Here is a 17,403-nt window from a genome sequence, read left to right as displayed (position 1 = left end):
TCACATCCTCGCGTACTGCCCGGGACCGAACGGCAGGTCGAGCACGAACCAGAGCGACAGCACCAGCACCCACGCGATCCAGAAGCACAGCGTGAACGGCAGGAACCGGGCGATGAGCGTCCCGAGCCCGGCCTCCGGTTCGTAGCGGCGCAGCATCGCGAGCACCAGCACCACGTACGGGTTCAGCGGGGTGATGATCTGCGTCGCGGAGTCCCCGACCCGGAACGCCGCCTGGGTGAAGGCGGGTTCGTAGCCGAGCAGGGCGAAGAGCGGGACGAACACCGCGCCCATGATCGTCCACATCGAGGAGCCGGAGGTGATGAAGAGGTTCAGCAGCGAGGCGAGGACGATGAAGGCGACGACGGCCTCGAACCCGTCGAGGTCGAGCCGGTTCAGCAGTCCCGCCCCCGACACCGCCATCCACGACCCGACGCGCGACCACGTGAAGAGCGCGACGAACTGACCGAGCACGAAGGCGAGCACGATGAACGGCGCCATGTCCCGCACCGCCTCGCCCATGACCCGGGGCACGTCGGCGGCGCGGGCGAGGGAACCCGTGGCACGGCCGAAGACCAGGGCGGGCACGGCCAGCAGGCAGAACACGACGAAGGGCACGGAGTCCAGCAGCGGGGACTCCGGCAGGAAACCGCCGCCGGAGTTCCGCAGCGGGGAGGAGGGGACGAGCGCGAGGGTGCCGAGGCCGGCGAGCGTCAGGCCGAAGGACAGACCGGCCCGGCGCAACCCCGCACGGTCCTCGGCGGCGACGTGCAGGTCCTGCACGTCCTCGACGGTGCCGATCCCCTCGGACCCCTCGGCCTGCGTGGTGGGAACCCCCGTCCGCTCCAGCCGCGGCTCGAGCACCCGGGTGGTGAGCATCCCGCAGACGACGGTGAGCACCACGGAGCAGGCGATGTTGTAGAACCAGTTCGAGACCGGGGTCACCGGAGTCCCCGGGTCGGGCAGCGACGCCGTGACCGACTGGGTGATCCCGGCGAACAGCGCGTCGAGGCTGGTGACGACGAACGACGTCGAGTACGCCGCGCCGGCGGCGGCGAAGGCCCCGAGCAGGCCGGCCACGGGGTGGCGTCCCGCCGCCTTGAACACCATCGCCGCGAGCGGCGGGACGACGATCATCACCGAGTCCGCCATGACGTGCCCGACCATGCAGACGGCCGCCACGAGGTAGGGCAGGACCCAGCGCGGCGCCCCGGAGAACGCGGTCTTGATGAGCGCGGACATCAGGCCGCTGCGCTGGGCGAGACCGACGGCGAGCAGGATCACGACGACCGTCCCCAGCGGTGGGAACGAGGTGAAGTTCTCCACGAGCGTCGTGGTGAACCAGCGGACGCCCTCGCCCGTGAAGAACCCGCGGACCGCCTGCGACTCCTCGGCTCCGGGCAGCCGCACGGTCGTCGACGTCAGCGCCATGACGGTCGAGGCCACGGCCAGGACCACGAACAACCCGACGAACAGGACGAAGGGTTCGGGGATCCTGTTCCCCACGCGCTCGACCCCGCCGAGCAACCGGTCCGTCCGTGTGGTCCCCGCCGACCGCGGGGCGCTCACCGCAGGAACTCCTCGACGTCCAGCACCCCGCCCGCCTCCTCGAACTCGGCCTGCACCGCGGCGAGGAGTTCGGGGTCGGCGAGGACGTCCAGCGCCGTGAGCGCCAGCCCGACGGCCCCGTCGAGCACTCCGCGGTCGCCCGTCGCCGACCCCGCGGCGGCGGCGAACTCGGCGGTGTGCAACGACAGGTCGGGGGAGGAGATCGCGAGCATCGGGTGGATCGAGGGGACGCGGACGCTGACGTTCCCGAGGTCGGTGGAGCCGGACAGCGTCTCGGGGACGACGCCCGGGGGCAGCGCCGTCCGGCCCCGGCGCTGCTGGTGCGTCGTCCAGCGGGCCGCGAGCTCCCGGTTCGCCCGGATCGGCAGGTAGGCGGGCTGGCGGTCCCACTCGAGCTCGACGCCGGTGCCGGTCATCGCGGCCGCGGCCCGCAGGACGAGTTCCACCCGTGAGCACAGGTCGGCGAGCGTGGCCGGTTCGGCCGAGCGGACGTAGTACTCCGCACTCGCCGTCGCGGGCACGACGTTGGGGCGTTGCCCGCCGTCGACGACGATCCCGTGGACGCGGTCGCTGGGGGTGATGTGCTGGCGCAGCATCGCGATCCCGGTGTACCCCGCGACGACGGCGTCGAGGGCGTTGCGCCCCATGAACGGCTGGGCCGAGGCGTGGGCGGCGACCCCGCGGTAGGTGGCCCGCACCTGCCGGCGGCCCAGGAACGGCTGGATCGCGACGTCGTAGGAGAACGGGTGCAGCATGACGACGGCGTCGACGCCGTCGAACGCGCCGTCGCGGGCCATGAGTTCCTTGCCCCCGCCGCCCTCCTCGGCCGGGGTGCCGAGCAGGACGACGGTCCCGCCGACGGCACCCGAGCGCAGGGCCTGGACGAGCCCGAGGAACGCGCCGACCGCGGTGGCGCAGATGACGTTGTGCCCGCAGCCGTGACCGATGCCGGGCAGCGCGTCGTACTCGGCCAGCACGGCGACGGTGGGGCCCTCGCCCGCGCTCACGCTCGCGCGCAGCGCCGTCTGGAGCCCGTGCACCCCCACCTGCGCGTCGACGTCGTGGCGGGCCAGCAGGTCCGCCGCGGCCCGGACGGAGTCGTGCTCGGCGAAACCCTCCTCGGGATGGGCGTGCAGGGAGTGGCTCAGCGCCAGCAGGTCCTCCCCGAACCCCTCCACGGCGGCCTCGGTGGCGGCGAGGACCTCCTCGGACGCCCCGGTGTGCGTGCTGCGCAGGGGGTCGGCGGTCCCGGCGGCCCGGTCGATCGCGGCCCGGACCCCGGCGAGGTAGGTGCCGTCCGGAGTCGTCGGGCGCGTGGGGTCGTGCCGGTCCCGGGGGGTCGCGTCAGCCATGGGCAGCAGGCCTACCCTGCCGGGCGCCCCCGTGCCAAGGGTGGCCGCGCCCGCGGGGACGGGGTGTCCGCCGCCGGGAGGGGTCCCGGCGCGGTGGGGCACACTGACCCGGTGACCGTTCCCGGAACCGGCGCGGGCGCGGCCGTGGCGACCGCGACCGATCCCGTCGTGCTGCGGCGCAGCACATCCGCGGGTGGTCGCCGGTGAGCGGCGGCGGACCCGGGCGCCGGGTGACCCTGGCCCACGTCGCCGAGCGCGCCGGTGTGTCGCGCTCGGCGGTCTCGTTCGTGCTCAGCGGCCGGACCGACCAGCGGTTGTCGGAGGAGACGTCGGCGCGGGTGCGGCGGGCCGCCGAGGAACTCGGGTACCGGCCGAACGCGGCGGCCCGGACGCTGCGCACCGGGCGTTCGGGGACGGTGGCCCTGGTCTCGGACTTCGTCGCCAGCACCTCGCACGCGAACTCGATGGTCCGCGGGGCCTTGGAGGCCCTGCGCGACGAGGGATCCCTGTTGTTCACGGTCGACACGCAGGGCGATCCGGGGCTGGAGGCGCAGGTCGTGGAGAACCTGCTGAGCCGGTCCGTCGACGGGGTGCTCTACGCCTCGATGTTCACCCGGTCGATCACCGTCCCCGCTGCGCTGCAGCGAGTTCCGTACGTCTTGCTGAACTGCGTCCCCGGTCCCGGGGTGGCGGCCAGGGCGGTCGTCCCCGACGAGGAGGCCGCCGGCCGCGCCGCCGGGGAGCACCTGCTCGACCTCGGCCACCGCGACGGGGTCTGGTTCGTCGGCGCCTTCCGGCCGGGTTTCACCGGGGGAGCGGCGTGGCACGGGTGGAGCCCCCTCGCGCTCACCGAGCGCCTGCGGGGCCTGGAGGCCGCGCTGGACTCCGTGGGGGCGACCCTCGCGGGCCGGGTGCCCATCGATGCGGACTGGGACCCGCACGACGGCCGCGCGGCCGTCGCGGGACTGCTCGCCTCCGGGGTCCGGCCGCGGGCGCTCGTGTGCGCCAACGACGCCGTGGCCGCCGGGGCCTACCAGGCCCTGCGCCGGGCGGGGCTGGACGTGCCCGCCGACGTGTCCGTCGTGGGGTTCGACGGCAGCGCGATCAGCCGCGCGCTCGACCCGCCGCTGACCTCGGTCGCCCTGCCCCAGGCCGAGCTCGGGCGGCTCGCGGCGCAGCTGCTGCTCGGCGACCCGACGGGCCCTCCCGGCCCGCCGACGACAGCCGACGTGCGCCGGGTCCCGATGCCCCTGGTGCTCGGCGAGTCCACCGCGCCACCGCCCTGATTCCGCTCTGCGGAAGGGCTCTACCCCCGTCCGCTAAATCGATATAGCTTCTGTCCCCGGGTGCGGTGGTCGCGTCGTGGCGGCCCCCGGCCTCCGCCTGAGGAGGACAGATGACTGCGAGGACGCCGTCGCGCACCGGACCCGGTGCCTGGTGGGTGGGGTTCGTCTGCGGCATGGCCACGTTCGTCGACGCGGCTGCGACGACGGGCATCGGCATCGCGCTGGTGCTGTTCCAGGCCCGCGGCCCGGGCGCCGTCGGGCTGACCCCCGCGCAGATCGGGCTCCTCACCGGGGTCCTCACCGCCGGGGTCGCCGTGGGGTCCCTGGCCGGCGGCCGCCTGGCCGACCGGTTCGGCCGCCGCCGCGTGTTCCTCGTGACGATGGCGCTCATCGTCCTCGGGGCGGCCACGCCGTTCCTCGGCGTCAGCGTCGGCGTCCTGCTGCCGGGGATCGCGCTCATCGGGCTCGGGGTGGGGGCCGACCTGCCCGCGGCGCTCGCGACGATCTCCGAGGCCGCCACCGACCGCAACCGCGGGAAGGTCCTGGTGTTCTCCAACCTGCTCGGCGGGTTCGGCATCCTCGCCGCGGTGCTCGTCGGGATCTCCTACGGCTCCACCGGCCCGACCGGTGGGCACCTGCTGTTCGCCCTCTTCGGCGGGGTCGGCCTCGTCGTCCTCCTGCTGCGCCTGACGATCCCGGAGTCCGCGGCCTGGACGGCGGCGCGGGCCGAGCGGGAGCGGGGTGCGGGGACGGTCCGGGCGCAGCGGGCCCGCGTGCGCGACCTCGGCGCCCCGCAGTACCGCCGTCCCTTCGCGACGCTCCTCGTCTACTACACGCTCGCCTCGCTGGCGATCAGCGTCGCCGGCAGCTTCGGCACGTTCGTGGCGGTGAACGTCGCGGGCGTCCCCGTGGACCGCTACCAGTCGTGGACGATCCTCGCGATGCCCGCCGCCGTGCTGGGCGCCCTGTGGTTCATGGCCGTCGCGGACACGAGGTTCCGGATGCCGCACTACGTCGTCGGGGCCGTCGCCGTCGTGGTGTCCAACCTGGTCCCGGTGGTGTTCGGGTTCTCGCTCGCGACCCTCGTCGTCTCGGTCGTCGCGTCCACGTTCGCCGGGGCGTTCTGCTTCGAGACCATCATGAAGGTCTGGACGCAGGAGTCGTTCCCGACGCTGCTGCGCTCGACCGCCCAGGGCACCGTGTACGGGGTCGCGCGGTTCGCGACGGCCGGCCTCAACGTCGTCACCCCGACCCTGCTGGCGCTGGACCCCCGCGGTGTCTACCTCGGCGTGACCGCCCTGGCCGCAGCGGGTTTCCTCGTCGGCTGGCTGGGTTTCCGGAACGCCCCCCGCACCCAGTTCGCGCTCGAGGCGCAGGCCGAGGTCCCGGAGGCGCTCGTGGGGCAGCCCCAGGTCGCCCGGTGACGTCCTGCACCGTCGAACCCTTCCGCACCACCGTGCGCGGGCTGGAGCTGCGGGGGACGCGGTACCGGCCAGCCGGGGACGGTCCGGCCCCCACGGCGGTGCTGTTCCACGGGTTCGGGGGTTCCCGCGTCGAGACGACGGGCGTCTTCGTCACGCTCGCCCGCCGCCTCGTGGCCGCGGGGACCGGTGTCGTCGCGTTCGACCGCGCCGGGCACGGCGAGAGCGACGGCGAGTTCTTCGACACCACGGTCACGCAGGACGTCGAGGACTCCCGGCGGGTCCTCGACGTGGTGGCCGCGCTCCCCGGCGTGGACGCGCAGGACCTGCACCTCGTGGGCATGAGCCTGGGGTCGGTCGTCGCCTCCGTCGTCGCCGCGGACCGTCCCGCCGGGATCCGCTCGCTGACCATGTGGTCGACCGCGGCCGTGTTCGCCGACGAGGTGCGCGGCGGCACCCTGCAGGGCAGGCCGCTCGACGTCCTCGACGGACAGGGGTTCTTCGACTTCCTCGGGCAGCGGCTCGGACCGGCGCTGCGCGAGGACGCCCGGGGCTGGGACCCGTGGGCCCGGGCCGCGGGCTGGCGCGGCCCGACCCTGCTGCTGCACGGGACCGACGACTTCGTCCCGCTCGGGTGCGCCCGCCGCTACCTCGACGACGACGTCCTCGGCGACCGGGCCGAGCTCGTCGTCGTCGAGGGGGCCGACCACGGCTGGGCCCAGCTGCCGCAACGGGACACCGTCGTGGCGGCCACGGTGGCGTTCACCACCCGGCACGCACGGCGGGCGTGACCTCAGCTCGTGGCGGGCGGACCGCCGACGGCCGCCACGGGCTTGTCGAGCGCGGTGCCCGACCCGTCGCGGCGGCCCTGCGGGCCGGGCAGCGCCACGGCGCTGCCCGTCGACGTCGCGGCCTCGGCCGGTCCCCGCCCTGCCCATGCGAGCAGCAGCGAGTCCTCGCCGCGCGCGAACCGGTGGCAGCGGACCCCGCCCGTGGCGCGGCCCTTCGACGGGTACTCCGACAGCGGGGTGACCTTGGCCGAGCCGACCTGCGAGGCCCCGCCGGCCGCGTCCCCGGCGACCGTGACGACCACCGCGTCGGTGGCGTCCGCCGCGACAGCCGTCATGGCGACGACCCGCGCACCGGGGGACAGCTTGATCCCCGCCATCCCCGCGGCCCCGCGGCCCTGCGGCCGCACCAGCGCGGCGGAGAAGCGCAGCAGCTGCGCGTCCGTCGTGACGAAGACGAGGTCCTCCTGACCGGTGGTCAGGGCGGTGGCCGCCACGACCTCGTCCTTCTGCCGGGCCGTGAGGTCCTTCAGCGCGATGACCTCGACCTCCGGACGGTTGCCGAGGGGTTCGGGCACGACGCGCTTGACGACGCCCGAGGCCGTGGCCAGCGCGAACCCCGGGTCGTCGGGGTCCTCCACGCCCGCCACGGGCAGCGGCACGATCGTCAGCGCCCGTTCGCCCTTGCCGAGCGTCACGAACTCCTTGACGCTCGTCCCGCCGGACAGGTTCGGCCGTCCCGCGACCGGCGGCAGCGTCGGCAGTTCCAGCACCGAGACCTTGACCAGCCGGCCGGCCGAGGTCAGGACGCCGACGTCGCCGCGCGCGGTGGCCGGGGCGGCGGCGGTGACGAGGTCGTGCCGGGCGCGCCGGCCCTCGGTGCCCAGGGGCTCGGCCGAACTCGTCCGGGCCAGCAACCCCGTCGAGCTCAGCAGCACCCAGCACGGGTCGTCCTCGATCTCCAGCTGCGCCGCGGCCGCCGCACCCGTCGCCGGCCCCGACGACGTCAGCAGCACCGTCCGGCGCGGGGTGCCGTGGTCGGCCGCCACCTGGCCGAGCTCGTCGCTGACGAGGGTCCGCAACCGCTGCTCGTCGTCGAGGATCGCCTGCAGCTCCGCGATCGTCGCCTGCAGTTCTGCCTGCTCGCGCTCGAGCTCGATGCGGGAGAACCGCGTCAGGCGGCGCAGCTGCATGTCGAGGATGTAGCGGCCCTGGGTCTCGGACAGGGAGAACCGCTCGACCAGGCGGGCCAGCGCGGCGTTCGCGTCGTCGGAGGACCGCACGATCGCGATGACCTCGTCGATGTCGATGATGGCCAGCAGCAGGCCGTCGACGAGGTGCAGGCGGTCCTGCGCCTTGCCGAGGCGGAACTGCGTGCGCCGGCGGACGACGTCGACGCGGTGCCCGACGAACACCTCGAGGAGTTCCTTCAGCCCCAGCGTCCGCGGCTGGCCCTCGACGAGGGCCACGTTGTTGATGCCGAACGTCTCCTCCATCGGCGTCAGCCGGTAGAGCTGTTCCAGCACCGCCTCGGGGTTGAACCCGTTCTTGACCTCGATGACCAGGCGCATGCCGTTGCGGCGGTCGGACAGGTCCGTGACGTCCGCGATGCCCTGCAGGCGCTTGTTCTTGACGTTGTCGGCGATCTTCTCGACGAGGCGTTCGGGGCCGACGCCGTAGGGCAGTTCGGTGACGACCAGGCCCTGCCGGCGCCCGATCTTCTCCACCTTGACGCTGGCCCGGGTGCGGAACGTGCCGCGGCCCGCGGCGTAGGCGTCGCGGATGCCCTCCAGGCCGACGATGCGCCCGCCGGTGGGGAAGTCCGGACCGGGGACGAACCGCATGAGCGCCGGCAGGTCCGCGTCGGGGTGCTTGATGAGGTGCCGGGCCGCGTTGACGACCTCGACGAGGTTGTGCGGCGGCATGTTCGTCGCCATGCCGACGGCGATGCCGCTGGCCCCGTTGACGAGCAGGTTCGGGAACGCCGCGGGCAGGACGCCGGGCTCCTTGAGGCGGTCGTCGTAGTTCGGGACGAAGTCGACGACGTCCTCGTCCAGCCCCGTCGTCATGAGCAGCGCGGCGGGCGCCATCCGGGCCTCGGTGTACCGCTGTGCGGCCGGACCGGCGTCGAGGGAGCCGAAGTTGCCGTGCCCGTCGATGAGGGGCAGCCGCATGGTGAAGGCCTGCGCCTGGCGGACGAGGGCGTCGTAGATCGCGACGTCGCCGTGCGGGTGGAGCTTGCCCATCACCTCACCGACGACGCGGGCGGACTTCACGTGCGCCCGGGCGGGGATCAACCCCATGTCCTGCATCATGTAGAGGATGCGGCGCTGGACCGGCTTGAGGCCGTCGCGGGCGTCGGGCAGGGCCCGGGAGTAGATGACCGAGTAGGCGTACTCGAGGAACGCGCCCTGCATCTCCTGCTCGACGTCGATGTCGACGATCCGCTCGGGGACGTCGGTCGGCGGAGGTCCGGATCTGCTGGGCACGGGGGCATTCTGCCGCGCCCGGGGCCCTCACCGGCTCCAGGGCACGCCGAACCGCCCGTCGTGCACCGCGTCCGCCACCGTCCGCCGGTGCAGCCGGGACGGTCGCGAGGCCTCCCCGGGCGCCGGGTGCCCCAGCGTGAGCGCCGCGACGACGCGCCGGTCCGCCGGGACCGCGAAGACCGCGCGGACCGCCGCGTGCGCCGCCGAGGGGACGCCGAACAGGCACGCCCCCAGGCCCTCGTCGACGGCCGCGAGCAGGACCAGCAGACCGGACATGCCGGTGTCGACGTCGGGCCAGGCGACCTCCCAGGTGGCGGCGTCGCGGTCCGGTCCCGGCTTGTCGGGGGCGGCGTACCGCCGGGCGTAGGCGGCGGGGTCGGCCAGCAGCAGCACGACGACGGGGGCCGTGCGCATGCCCGTCAGCCAACGGTCCGGCGCCGCGCCGGCGTCCCGGGTCCCCGCGGTCGTGCTCCAGAAGAGCTCCCGGTCGGCCGGCGAGCGCAGCACCAGCAGGTCCCGGCCCTGGCTGTTGCCGGCGCTGGGCGCGCGCAGCCCCGCGGCCACGACCCGGCCGAGGACGTCGTCGGCCACGGGCCGCCCGTCGTAGCGGCGGACCATGCGCCGCGCCCGCAGGACCTCGGAGTACTCCACGGCCCCATCCTCGTAGGATCGGGACCATGCCGCTGCCGCCCGTGGGCTACCCGACCCGGTGGGAGGCCGACGTCGCCCTGCGCGACGGCGGGACGGCGCACGTGCGGCCCATCCGGCCCGAGGACGCCGACGCGGTCGCGGCCTTCCACGACCGGCAGTCCGACGAGTCCCGCTACTTCCGCTTCTTCGCCCCCATGCCCCGGCTCTCGCGACGCGACCTGGCCCGCTTCACCCAGGTCGACCACGTCGACCGCGTCGCGCTCGTGGCGACCGTGGGGGAGGACATCGTCGGCATCGCGCGCTTCGACGCCGCCCCCGTCCGCCCCGGCCGGCCCCGCTCGGCGGAGGTCGCCTTCAACATCTCCGACGCCCACCAGGGACGCGGCCTGGGGTCCGTGCTGCTCGAGCACCTCGCCGCCGCTGCTCGCGAACGCGGCATCCGCCGCTTCACCGCCGACGTCCTGCCGACGAACGCCAAGATGATCGGCGTCTTCCGCGAGGCCGGTTTCGAGGTCCGCCAGGGGTTCTCCGACGGCGTCCTCGACGTGTCCTTCGACATCGACCCGACCGAGCGCTCCGTCGACGTCATGCAGGCCCGCGAGCAGCGCGCCGAGGCCCGCAGCCTGACGGCCCTGCTGACCCCGCGCTCGGTCGTCGTCGTGGGCGCCCGGCGCACCGTCGGCACCGTCGGGCACCGGTTGCTGGCCGACCTGCTGGCGGGGGACTTCGCCGGCACCGTCCACGCCGTGAACGCCGCCGGGGCCGGGGAGGAACTCCTCGGGGTCCGCCTGCACGCCACCGTCGCCGACATCGGCGAACCCGTCGACCTCGCCGTGGTCGCCGTCGCCCCCGCGACCGTCCTGGAGGCCGTGACCGACTGCGCCGCAGCCGGTGTGCGCGGTCTCGTGGTCGTCTCCAGTGGTTTCGCCGAGACCGGTCCCGAGGGAGTGGGGCTGCAGCGCGAACTGGTCCGCATCGCCCGCGCCAACGGCATGCGCGTCATCGGCCCGAACTCCTTCGGCGTCGTGAACACCGCCGCCGACGTCCGCCTGAACGCCTCGCTCGCCCAGGAGGTGCCGCCGCCGGGCCGGTTCGGGTTGTTCAGCCAGTCCGGGGCCCTGGCCGTCACCGTCCTCAGTTCCGCGCACCGCCGCGGCCTGGGGATCTCGACGTTCGTCTCGGCCGGCAACCGCGCGGACGTCTCGGGCAACGACCTCATGCAGTTCTGGCACGACGACGAGGCCACCGCCGCCGTCGGCCTCTACCTCGAGAGCGTCGGGAACCCCCGCAAGTTCAGCCGCGTCGCCCGCCGGCTGGCCCGCCGCAAACCCGTCATCGTCGTCAAGTCCGGCGCCTCGGGTTTCGGTGTCCCGCCCGGGCACACCGTCCGGCGCTCGCAGGTGCCGTTCGAGGTCGTCGACAGCATGCTGCGGCAGGCCGGCGTCATCCGCGTCGAGAACGTCCACCAGCTCTTCGACGTGGCCCAGGTGACCGTCGAGCAGCCGCTGCCCGAGGGCGCCCGCATCGCCATCGTCGGGAACTCCGACGCCCTGGGGACCCTCGCCGCCGACGCCTGCGTCAGCTGGGGGCTGCAGGTCGTCCACGGACCCGCGTCCGTGCACCCCGAGGCCCCCGTCGAGGAGTTCACCGCCGCCCTGCGCGACGCCTTCGCCGACCCCGAGGTCGACGCCGTGGTGGCGAGCTGGGTGCCCCCCACCGCCACGGTGGACGCCGCCGTGGCCACGGCCGTCGCCCGCACCGCGGCCGAGGGCGGCAAGACGTGCGTGACGTGCTTCCTGGGGACCCGGTCGGTGTCGGCGGCCCGTGTCGGTTCGGGGGACCCGGGGGACGACTGCCCGTCGGTCCCGAGCTTCCCCACCCCCGAGGACGCGGTCCGGGCCCTGGCCTCGGTCGTGCGGTACGCGCAGTGGCGGCGCAAGGAGCGCGGCCACCCCGTCGCGCCCGAGGGCGTCGACCTGCCGCGGGCGCGCGCCGTGGTCGACCGGGTCCTGGCCGCCCACCCCGACGGCGCCCTGCTGGACCGCGAGGCCCGGACCGAGCTGCTCACCGCCGTCGGCGTCCCCCTGCTGCCGCGCGCCGAGGTCGCGGCCGGGGAGGACGCCGCCGAGGAGGCCGTGCGCGCCGCGGAGCGCTTCGGGTGGCCCGTCGCGCTCAAGACCGTCGGGGAGGCGCTGGCGGGCCGGCAGGACCTGCGGGGCGTCCGCCTCGGGCTGTCCAGCGCCGACGCGCTGCGCGCCGCGGTGGGCGAGATGCGGGCCGTCTTCGGCTCGGAGGTGAAGGCCCTGGCCGTGCAGCCCATGGCCCCGCTCGGCGTCCCCTGCCTCGTCCGCAGCACCGAGGACCCCCTGTTCGGGCCCGTGCTCGCCTTCGGCGTCGAGGGCGACCCGATCGACCTCATGGGGGACGTCGCCTACCGCATCCCGCCGCTGACCGACGTCGACGTCGCCGACCTCGTCCGCTCCGTCAAGGCCGCACCCAAGCTGTTCGGGCACCGCGGGTCCCCGCGCCTGGACGTGCTGGCCCTGGAGGACGTCGTCGCCCGCGTCGCCGTGCTCGCCGACGCGCTGCCCGAGCTCGCCGAGCTGCGGCTGAGCCCCGTCCTCGTCGCCGAGCAGGGGCTGACGTGCCTGGACGCCGTCGTCCGCGTCGCGCCCCCGCAGGGCCGCGCCGACCCCGACCGCCGGACCCTGCCCACCTGAGCCCACCTGAGCACGGGGGGTGCAGCAGGTGCGGGATGATGGCCGGATGCGCGACCGCACCGACACCCGTGCCGGCTCCGACCTCCCGGTCGCCCTGCTCCAGGACCTCGCCCGCGCCGGGTACTACCCCGAGCTCGTGGCCGACTGCCTGCGCACGGCCGTGGCCGGCGAGCCCGTCCACGCGCACCTCGTGCACCCCGAGACGACGTTCGACGCCAACGAGGTCCGCCGGCACGTCACCGTCCTCGTCACCACCCCCGGCCGCCTCGTCGTGGCCCACGCCGACGACCACGGACCCGACGACACCTCCGGTGAGCCCTACGCGGTCTGCTCGACGGAGTCGGTCGCCCTGTCCCGCGTGCACTCCGTCGTCGTCTCCCAGGTGGTCTCCCGGCCCGCCGACCACCGCCCGGGCTCCACACCCGCGGAGGTGAGCCTGACCCTCGGGTGGGGTGTGCTGCACCGCGTCGACCTCGAACCCGCGTCCTGCCCCGACCCCGGCTGCGAGGCCGACCACGGCTACACCGGCTCGGTGACCGGCGACGACCTCACCGTCCGGATCGCCAGCGCCGCCGAGGGGGCCGACGCGGTCACCGCGGCCCTCGACTTCGCCCGCGCCCTGTCCGCCGTGGCCGGTCGCTGACCTCCCCGTGGTCCCCGCGCCCCTCCCCGCACCCGCCTACGGCCGCGACACCCTCGCCGACCTGCTGCCCGCCGTCGGGCGCGCCCTCGGTGTCGCGGACTTCGCCGACGCCTCGCCGCACGTCGTCCTGCCTGCGGCGCAACGGGTCTGCTTCGTCCTCGTCGACGGGATGGGGGAGCTGCTCCTCGCGGCGCGGTCCGGTCACACGGGCACGATGCGGCGCTGGCGCTCCGACGGGCTGCACCGCGTCCTGACCGCTGGGTTCCCCACGACGACCGCCACGAGCATGGGTCTGCTCGGCACCGGGCTGCCGCCCGGAGGCCACGGCCTCGTCGGGTACGAGGTGCTCGACCCCGACCGTGACCGCCTGCTCAACGAACTGCAGTGGGACACCGCCGTCGACCCCCGCCGCTGGCAGCCGCACACGACGCTGTTCCAGCGCGTCGCCGCTGCGGGCGTGGACGTCGTGCGGGTGGCCCCGCCGCACTTCGACGGGTCCGGCCTCACCGAGGCGGCCCTGCGCGGCGGCCGGTTCGTGGGGACGCCCGAACGGCTCGAGGCGCGCGTCGACGCCGCGGTCGACGCGGTCCGCTCGGCCCCGCACCAGCTCACCTACCTGTACTGGGGCCGCCTGGACCACACCGGCCACGGCGCCGGTGTCGACTCGGGGGAGTGGACCGCCGAGCTCGAACGCGTCGACGAGGCCCTCGCGACGCTCGCCCGCCGCCTCCCGCGCGGGACCCTCCTCGTCGTCACCGCCGACCACGGGATGGTCGACGTGCCCGCCGCGCAGCGCCTCGACCTGGCCCGCGAACCCGACCTCCTCGCCGGGGTCCGGCACGTCGGGGGCGAACCCCGGACCGTCCAGCTCTACACCGGACCCGGTGCGGCGCGGGCGGTGGCGGAGACCTGGCGGCAGCGCTTCGGTGCGTCGGCGGAGGTCCTGCTGCGCGCCGAGGCCGTCGCCGCCGGCTGGTTCGGCCCGGTCGAGGACCGCGTCTCCGGCCGCATCGGCGACGTCCTCGCCGTCATGCGCGACGACCTCGCCGTCGTGAACTCGCGGACGATGCGCCCCGAGACGCTGCGCCTCGTCGGGCAGCACGGGGCCCTCTCGGACGCCGAACGCCTGGTCCCGCTCTTCACCGTCCCCTGCTGAGGAACCTCGTGCGCACCCCCCTCCGCCGCCCCCCGCTGCCGCCGTTCCCCGACTCCGCGCGCAGCGCCCCGGGGATGCGGACGCTGACCGCCGACCACGACCCCGTCCACGGCACCGCGCGCCTCGGCGTCGAGTACGCCCACCGCGACGGCCGCTCCCTCGTCCTGCACCTGCTCGTCCCGCCGGGGGAGCGCACGTCGCTGCCGCTCGTCGTGCACGTCCAGGGGTCGGCGTGGTTCGAGCAGGAGCTGGGCCTGAACCTCCCGGCGCTCACCGCCTTCGCCGCCCGGGGGTACGCCGTCGCGACGATCGCCTACCGCCCGTCGACGGTCGCGCCGTTCCCCGCGCAGGTGCTCGACCTGCGCGCCGCCGTCCGGTTCCTGCACCGGCGCGCCGGGGAGTTCGGGGTCGACCCCGCGCGGACGGCGCTGTGGGGCGACTCCTCCGGCGGCCACACGGTCGTGCTCGCGGCCCTCACCGACGGCGACCCGGCGTTCGTCCACCCCGACGAGGGCGGGGAGGGGCCCCTGGGCGTGCGGGCCGTCGTGGACTTCTACGGCCCGACCGACATCGCCGCCATGAGCGCCGAGCCGTCGGCGATGGACCACGACGCGCCGGACTCCCCGGAGGGCCTGCTCATCGGCGGGCACCGGGTCAGCGAGCGCCCCGACCTCGTCGCGCCGACCGTCGCCGCCGCGCACGTGCGCCCCGGGCGGGACCTGCCGCCGTTCCTCGTCGTCCACGGCAGGGGCGACCGGCTCGTGCCGTTCGGGCAGAGCGTCCTGCTCACCGAGGCGTTGCAGGCGGCGGGGCAGCGCGTCGACCTCGTGCGCCTCGAGGGCGCCGACCACGGTGGGCCGCCGTTCTGGTCGCCGGCCCTGCTCGACCTCGTCGACGGCTTCCTGCGCGAGCACCTGGCGTGAGCGCGACCCGCCGGCAGGCCCGCGTCGCCGTCCTCGTCCTGTTCGTCGTGGCGGGGGCCGTGACGGGCGGCTGGGCGGGGCGCATCCCGACGGTCAAGGCCGACCTGGGGCTGGGGGACGCGCAGTGGGGTCTGGTCGTCCTCGCGCAGCCGGTGGGCACGCTGCTGGCGCTGCTCGTGCTGACCCGGGTCATCGGCCGCACGGGACCGCGGGTGCTGGCGCTGGCCGGTGCCGTGCTCCTGCTGGTCGTGGCGCCGTGCGCGGCGGCCTCGCCCACCCCGGCCGTCCTCGTCGTCGCACTGGCGCTGCAGGGGGCCGCCGTCGGGCTCCTCTTCGGGCCGATGAACGCCCTCGCCGTCGTCGTCGAGCGGCGCTACGGGCGCAGCACGATGTCGTCCTTCCACGCCGGGTTCAGCGCCGGCCAGCTCGGCGGCGGGCTCGCGGGGGTCGCGGCGGGGGCGTGGGGCGTCGACCCGTGGGCGCAGGTGCTGGCCTGCAACGCCGTCCTGGCCGTCGCGCTGCTGGCCACCCGGCGGGCCGTCCCACGCGGGGACACCGACCCCGCCCGTCCCGCTCGGGAGCGCACGGGGCGGCGGGAGCGGCCGACGCGACAGGTCGTCCTGCTCGCGGTGCTGGCCCTCCTCGGGGCCGTCACCGAGGGGTCGGCCGTGCAGTGGAGCGCGCAGTTCTCCGTCTCTCTCGGGGCGAGCGTCGCGGTCGGGTCGCTGACCCTGGTCTGCTACTCCCTGGCCATCGCCGCCATGCGCACGGTCGGGGACCGCGTCGTCGACCGGCTCGGCCGCGTCCGCTTCGTCCAGGTGTCGGCCGCGACGACGGCCGCGGGCGTCCTGCTGGCGGTCCTGTCCGGCAGCGTGCCCGCCGCGCTCGTCGGCTTCGCCCTCGTCGGGGTCGGCTGCGCGTGCGTGTTCCCCACCGTCATGGGGCTGGCGGGCAACCAGCCCGACGTCTCCGCTGGGCGCGCGGTGACGTTCGTGAACCTCGGGGAGTGGCCCGCGTTCTTCGTCGGGCCACCCCTCGTGGGCGCGCTGGCCGAGCTGACGTCCCTGCGCGCGGCCCTCGGCCTGCTCGTCGTGACGTCGCTCCTCGTCGCGGTGCTGGCGCGCTGGATCCGCGTGCCGGCCGTGGACGGACCGGCGCCGGTCAGTCCTTCTTCGTCCCGAACATGATGTCGTCCCAGCTCGGGACGCTGGGGCGCTTGGCCGCGGCCGACCCCCGGCGCGCGGACCGGTTGCGGCGCCGCGGTTCGGCCGGCGTCTCCTGAGGAGCCTGCGGGTCCGGCGCCGGTTCGTCGGCGGCGGCTGCGGTCTCCGGCTCGACCGCGGGCTCCTCGGCGGGCCGAGCAGTGGAGTGCGCGGAGGGCTCCACCGCCGGCTCGTCGGCGGGAACGTCCGCCTCGACCTGCTGCGCGGCCTCCTGCCCGTCTTCGTCCGACGGTTCGGGGGCCGGCAGCACCGTCCGGTCGACGACGTCCCCGGGGGCGGAGTCGGCCGGGTGCGCGGGCGGCGGGTCGGCCACCAGCGCGTCCACCCGCGGCGCCGCCGACGAGGGCGATGGCGAGGACGAGGGAGACGGCTGGTCGCGCGACGGCGTGGCCGGACCCTGCTCGGGACGGACGCCGCGGGCGGAGTCGAGCGCCTCGAGGAGGTCGTCCGTCGTGTCCTGACCGGCCAGGTTCGCGCGCACGCCGCCGTCGGCCTCGACGTCGTAGACGCGTTCGGAACCCGTCCCGGACCCCGACCGCGGACCGTCACCGGCCACCGAGACCAGGCGCCGGGCCGGCAGGGGACCGGGTTCGGCCGGTTCCTCCTCCGAGAGCCAGCGCGCCTCGTCGTCGTGGGCGGACAGCACGCGTGCGACGGGGTCGAAGCCCCATCGGGCCACGCGGCCGCGTCCACCGGCGACGAACTCGCACTGGACGACCCAGCCGCCGTCCTCGGTGCGCCAGGCGTCCCAGCGCGCGCCCTCGGGGTCGACGGCGCGGGCGGAGAGCCGGGCGACCACGACGTCGTCGAGCGTCCCGGCGACGCCGGAGCGGCCGTACGGCGTCCGCCGGGCCAGGCCGGTGACGTGGGCGCGCTCGGCGAGGACTGGGCCCTCGTACCGGCGGACGTGCTCGACGCTGAGCCCGCCGGCGGCGGCGACCTCCTCGGCCGTCTCGCCCGCGCGGATGCGCGCCTGGATGTCACGGGGGCGCAGCTGCGCCTCCATCTGGATCTGCAGCTGGCCCAGCCGGGCCCGGTCGCGGCGCACGGCGGCGCGCAGCGCCTCGTCCACCCGCAGCCGGTAACGGCTGCCGTCGGTGCCGACGAGCACGACGTGCTCTCCGTCGTCGTGGACCCCGACGAGCCTCAGGTCCTGCATGTGGGGCGCCCTCCAGGAAGCGTGGT

13 protein-coding genes are annotated in these 17,403 nt (G+C 75.5%); 8 read left to right on the top strand and 5 right to left on the bottom strand.

Annotation, left to right across the window (positions count from 1 at the left end; all coding sequences use genetic code 11):
• Together AB1207_RS08050 and AB1207_RS08045 are read right to left on the bottom strand one after the other, a co-directional pair.
• Nucleotides 1–1,566, bottom strand: coding sequence for an AbgT family transporter (locus AB1207_RS08050; protein ID WP_367637487.1), 1,566 nt, complete (start codon nucleotides 1,564–1,566; stop codon nucleotides 1–3).
• A complete protein-coding gene (locus AB1207_RS08045) occupies nucleotides 1,563–2,918 on the bottom strand; it encodes a M20 family metallopeptidase (RefSeq protein WP_367637486.1) in 1,356 nt (451 codons plus the stop codon). The genes AB1207_RS08050 and AB1207_RS08045 overlap by 4 nt, the downstream gene beginning before the upstream one ends.
• Before the next feature lie 203 nt (nucleotides 2,919–3,121).
• Between AB1207_RS08045 and AB1207_RS08040 the strand changes: the two genes are divergently transcribed.
• From AB1207_RS08040 to AB1207_RS08030, 3 genes are all read left to right on the top strand, one after another.
• A complete protein-coding gene (locus AB1207_RS08040) occupies nucleotides 3,122–4,204 on the top strand; it encodes a LacI family DNA-binding transcriptional regulator (protein ID WP_367637484.1) in 1,083 nt (360 codons plus the stop codon).
• 110 nt (nucleotides 4,205–4,314) lie between these two features.
• Nucleotides 4,315–5,628: an MFS transporter gene (locus AB1207_RS08035; protein WP_367637482.1), complete on the top strand. Its 1,314-nt coding sequence runs from the start codon at nucleotides 4,315–4,317 to the stop codon at nucleotides 5,626–5,628.
• Nucleotides 5,625–6,416 carry an alpha/beta hydrolase family protein gene (locus tag AB1207_RS08030; protein ID WP_367637481.1) on the top strand — a complete coding sequence of 264 codons (792 nt, stop codon included), beginning with the start codon at nucleotides 5,625–5,627 and terminating at the stop codon, nucleotides 6,414–6,416. Before AB1207_RS08035 ends, AB1207_RS08030 begins: the two co-directional genes overlap by 4 nt.
• 2 nt (nucleotides 6,417–6,418) lie before the next feature.
• On the opposite strand, the gene AB1207_RS08025 is transcribed toward AB1207_RS08030, so the two are convergent.
• Together AB1207_RS08025 and AB1207_RS08020 are read right to left on the bottom strand one after the other, a co-directional pair.
• Entirely contained in the window at nucleotides 6,419–8,830 is a 2,412-nt protein-coding gene (locus AB1207_RS08025) for a DNA gyrase/topoisomerase IV subunit A (RefSeq protein ID WP_437178898.1), read from the bottom strand.
• Between the two features lie 99 nt (nucleotides 8,831–8,929).
• Nucleotides 8,930–9,553, bottom strand: a complete 624-nt coding sequence (locus AB1207_RS08020) for a nitroreductase family protein (RefSeq protein ID WP_367637479.1) — start codon at nucleotides 9,551–9,553, stop codon at nucleotides 8,930–8,932.
• Between the two features lie 26 nt (nucleotides 9,554–9,579).
• Between AB1207_RS08020 and AB1207_RS08015 the strand changes: the two genes are divergently transcribed.
• From AB1207_RS08015 to AB1207_RS07995, 5 genes are read left to right on the top strand one after another with little or no spacing between them, the layout of a single operon-like run.
• Nucleotides 9,580–12,273, top strand: coding sequence for a bifunctional acetate--CoA ligase family protein/GNAT family N-acetyltransferase (locus tag AB1207_RS08015; RefSeq protein WP_367637478.1), 2,694 nt, complete (start codon nucleotides 9,580–9,582; stop codon nucleotides 12,271–12,273).
• Between the two features lie 46 nt (nucleotides 12,274–12,319).
• Nucleotides 12,320–12,916, top strand: coding sequence for a DUF5998 family protein (locus AB1207_RS08010; RefSeq protein ID WP_367637477.1), 597 nt, complete (start codon nucleotides 12,320–12,322; stop codon nucleotides 12,914–12,916).
• Between the two features lie 7 nt (nucleotides 12,917–12,923).
• Nucleotides 12,924–14,072, top strand: a complete 1,149-nt coding sequence (locus AB1207_RS08005) for an alkaline phosphatase family protein (protein WP_367637476.1) — start codon at nucleotides 12,924–12,926, stop codon at nucleotides 14,070–14,072.
• Nucleotides 14,073–14,080: 8 nt separating this feature from the next.
• Nucleotides 14,081–14,995 carry an alpha/beta hydrolase fold domain-containing protein gene (locus AB1207_RS08000; RefSeq protein ID WP_367637474.1) on the top strand — a complete coding sequence of 305 codons (915 nt, stop codon included), beginning with the start codon at nucleotides 14,081–14,083 and terminating at the stop codon, nucleotides 14,993–14,995.
• Nucleotides 14,992–16,182 (top strand): MFS transporter, encoded by a 1,191-nt coding sequence (locus AB1207_RS07995; RefSeq protein WP_367637473.1) that lies wholly within the window; start codon nucleotides 14,992–14,994, stop codon nucleotides 16,180–16,182. Before AB1207_RS08000 ends, AB1207_RS07995 begins: the two co-directional genes overlap by 4 nt.
• Here AB1207_RS07995 and sepH read toward each other — a convergent pair.
• The gene (gene sepH, locus AB1207_RS07990; protein WP_367637472.1) at nucleotides 16,157–17,377 is read right to left on the bottom strand and encodes a septation protein SepH; all 1,221 of its coding nucleotides are present in this window, start codon (nucleotides 17,375–17,377) and stop codon (nucleotides 16,157–16,159) included. The genes AB1207_RS07995 and sepH overlap by 26 nt on opposite strands.
• Between the last annotated feature and the right edge of the window lie 26 nt (nucleotides 17,378–17,403).

Source organism: Kineococcus endophyticus, assembly GCF_040796495.1.
Classification (GTDB): Bacteria; Actinomycetota; Actinomycetes; order Actinomycetales; family Kineococcaceae; genus Kineococcus; species Kineococcus endophyticus.
The sequence above is the reverse complement of the archived record's forward strand: the minus strand, read 5'-3'. Positions and strand labels throughout refer to the sequence as shown.

What these genes read in the sequence shown, in the direction of transcription:
- AB1207_RS08045 (WP_367637486.1), bottom strand. Translation starts at nt 2,918, where the DNA reads ATGGCTGACGCGACCCCCCGGGACCGGCACGACCCCACGCGCCCGACG.
- AB1207_RS08035 (WP_367637482.1), top strand. Translation starts at nt 4,315, where the DNA reads ATGACTGCGAGGACGCCGTCGCGCACCGGACCCGGTGCCTGGTGGGTG.
- AB1207_RS08025 (WP_437178898.1), bottom strand. Translation starts at nt 8,830, where the DNA reads ATGCAGGGCGCGTTCCTCGAGTACGCCTACTCGGTCATCTACTCCCGG.
- AB1207_RS08015 (WP_367637478.1), top strand. Translation starts at nt 9,580, where the DNA reads ATGCCGCTGCCGCCCGTGGGCTACCCGACCCGGTGGGAGGCCGACGTC.
- AB1207_RS08010 (WP_367637477.1), top strand. Translation starts at nt 12,320, where the DNA reads ATGCGCGACCGCACCGACACCCGTGCCGGCTCCGACCTCCCGGTCGCC.
- sepH (WP_367637472.1), bottom strand. Translation starts at nt 17,377, where the DNA reads ATGCAGGACCTGAGGCTCGTCGGGGTCCACGACGACGGAGAGCACGTC.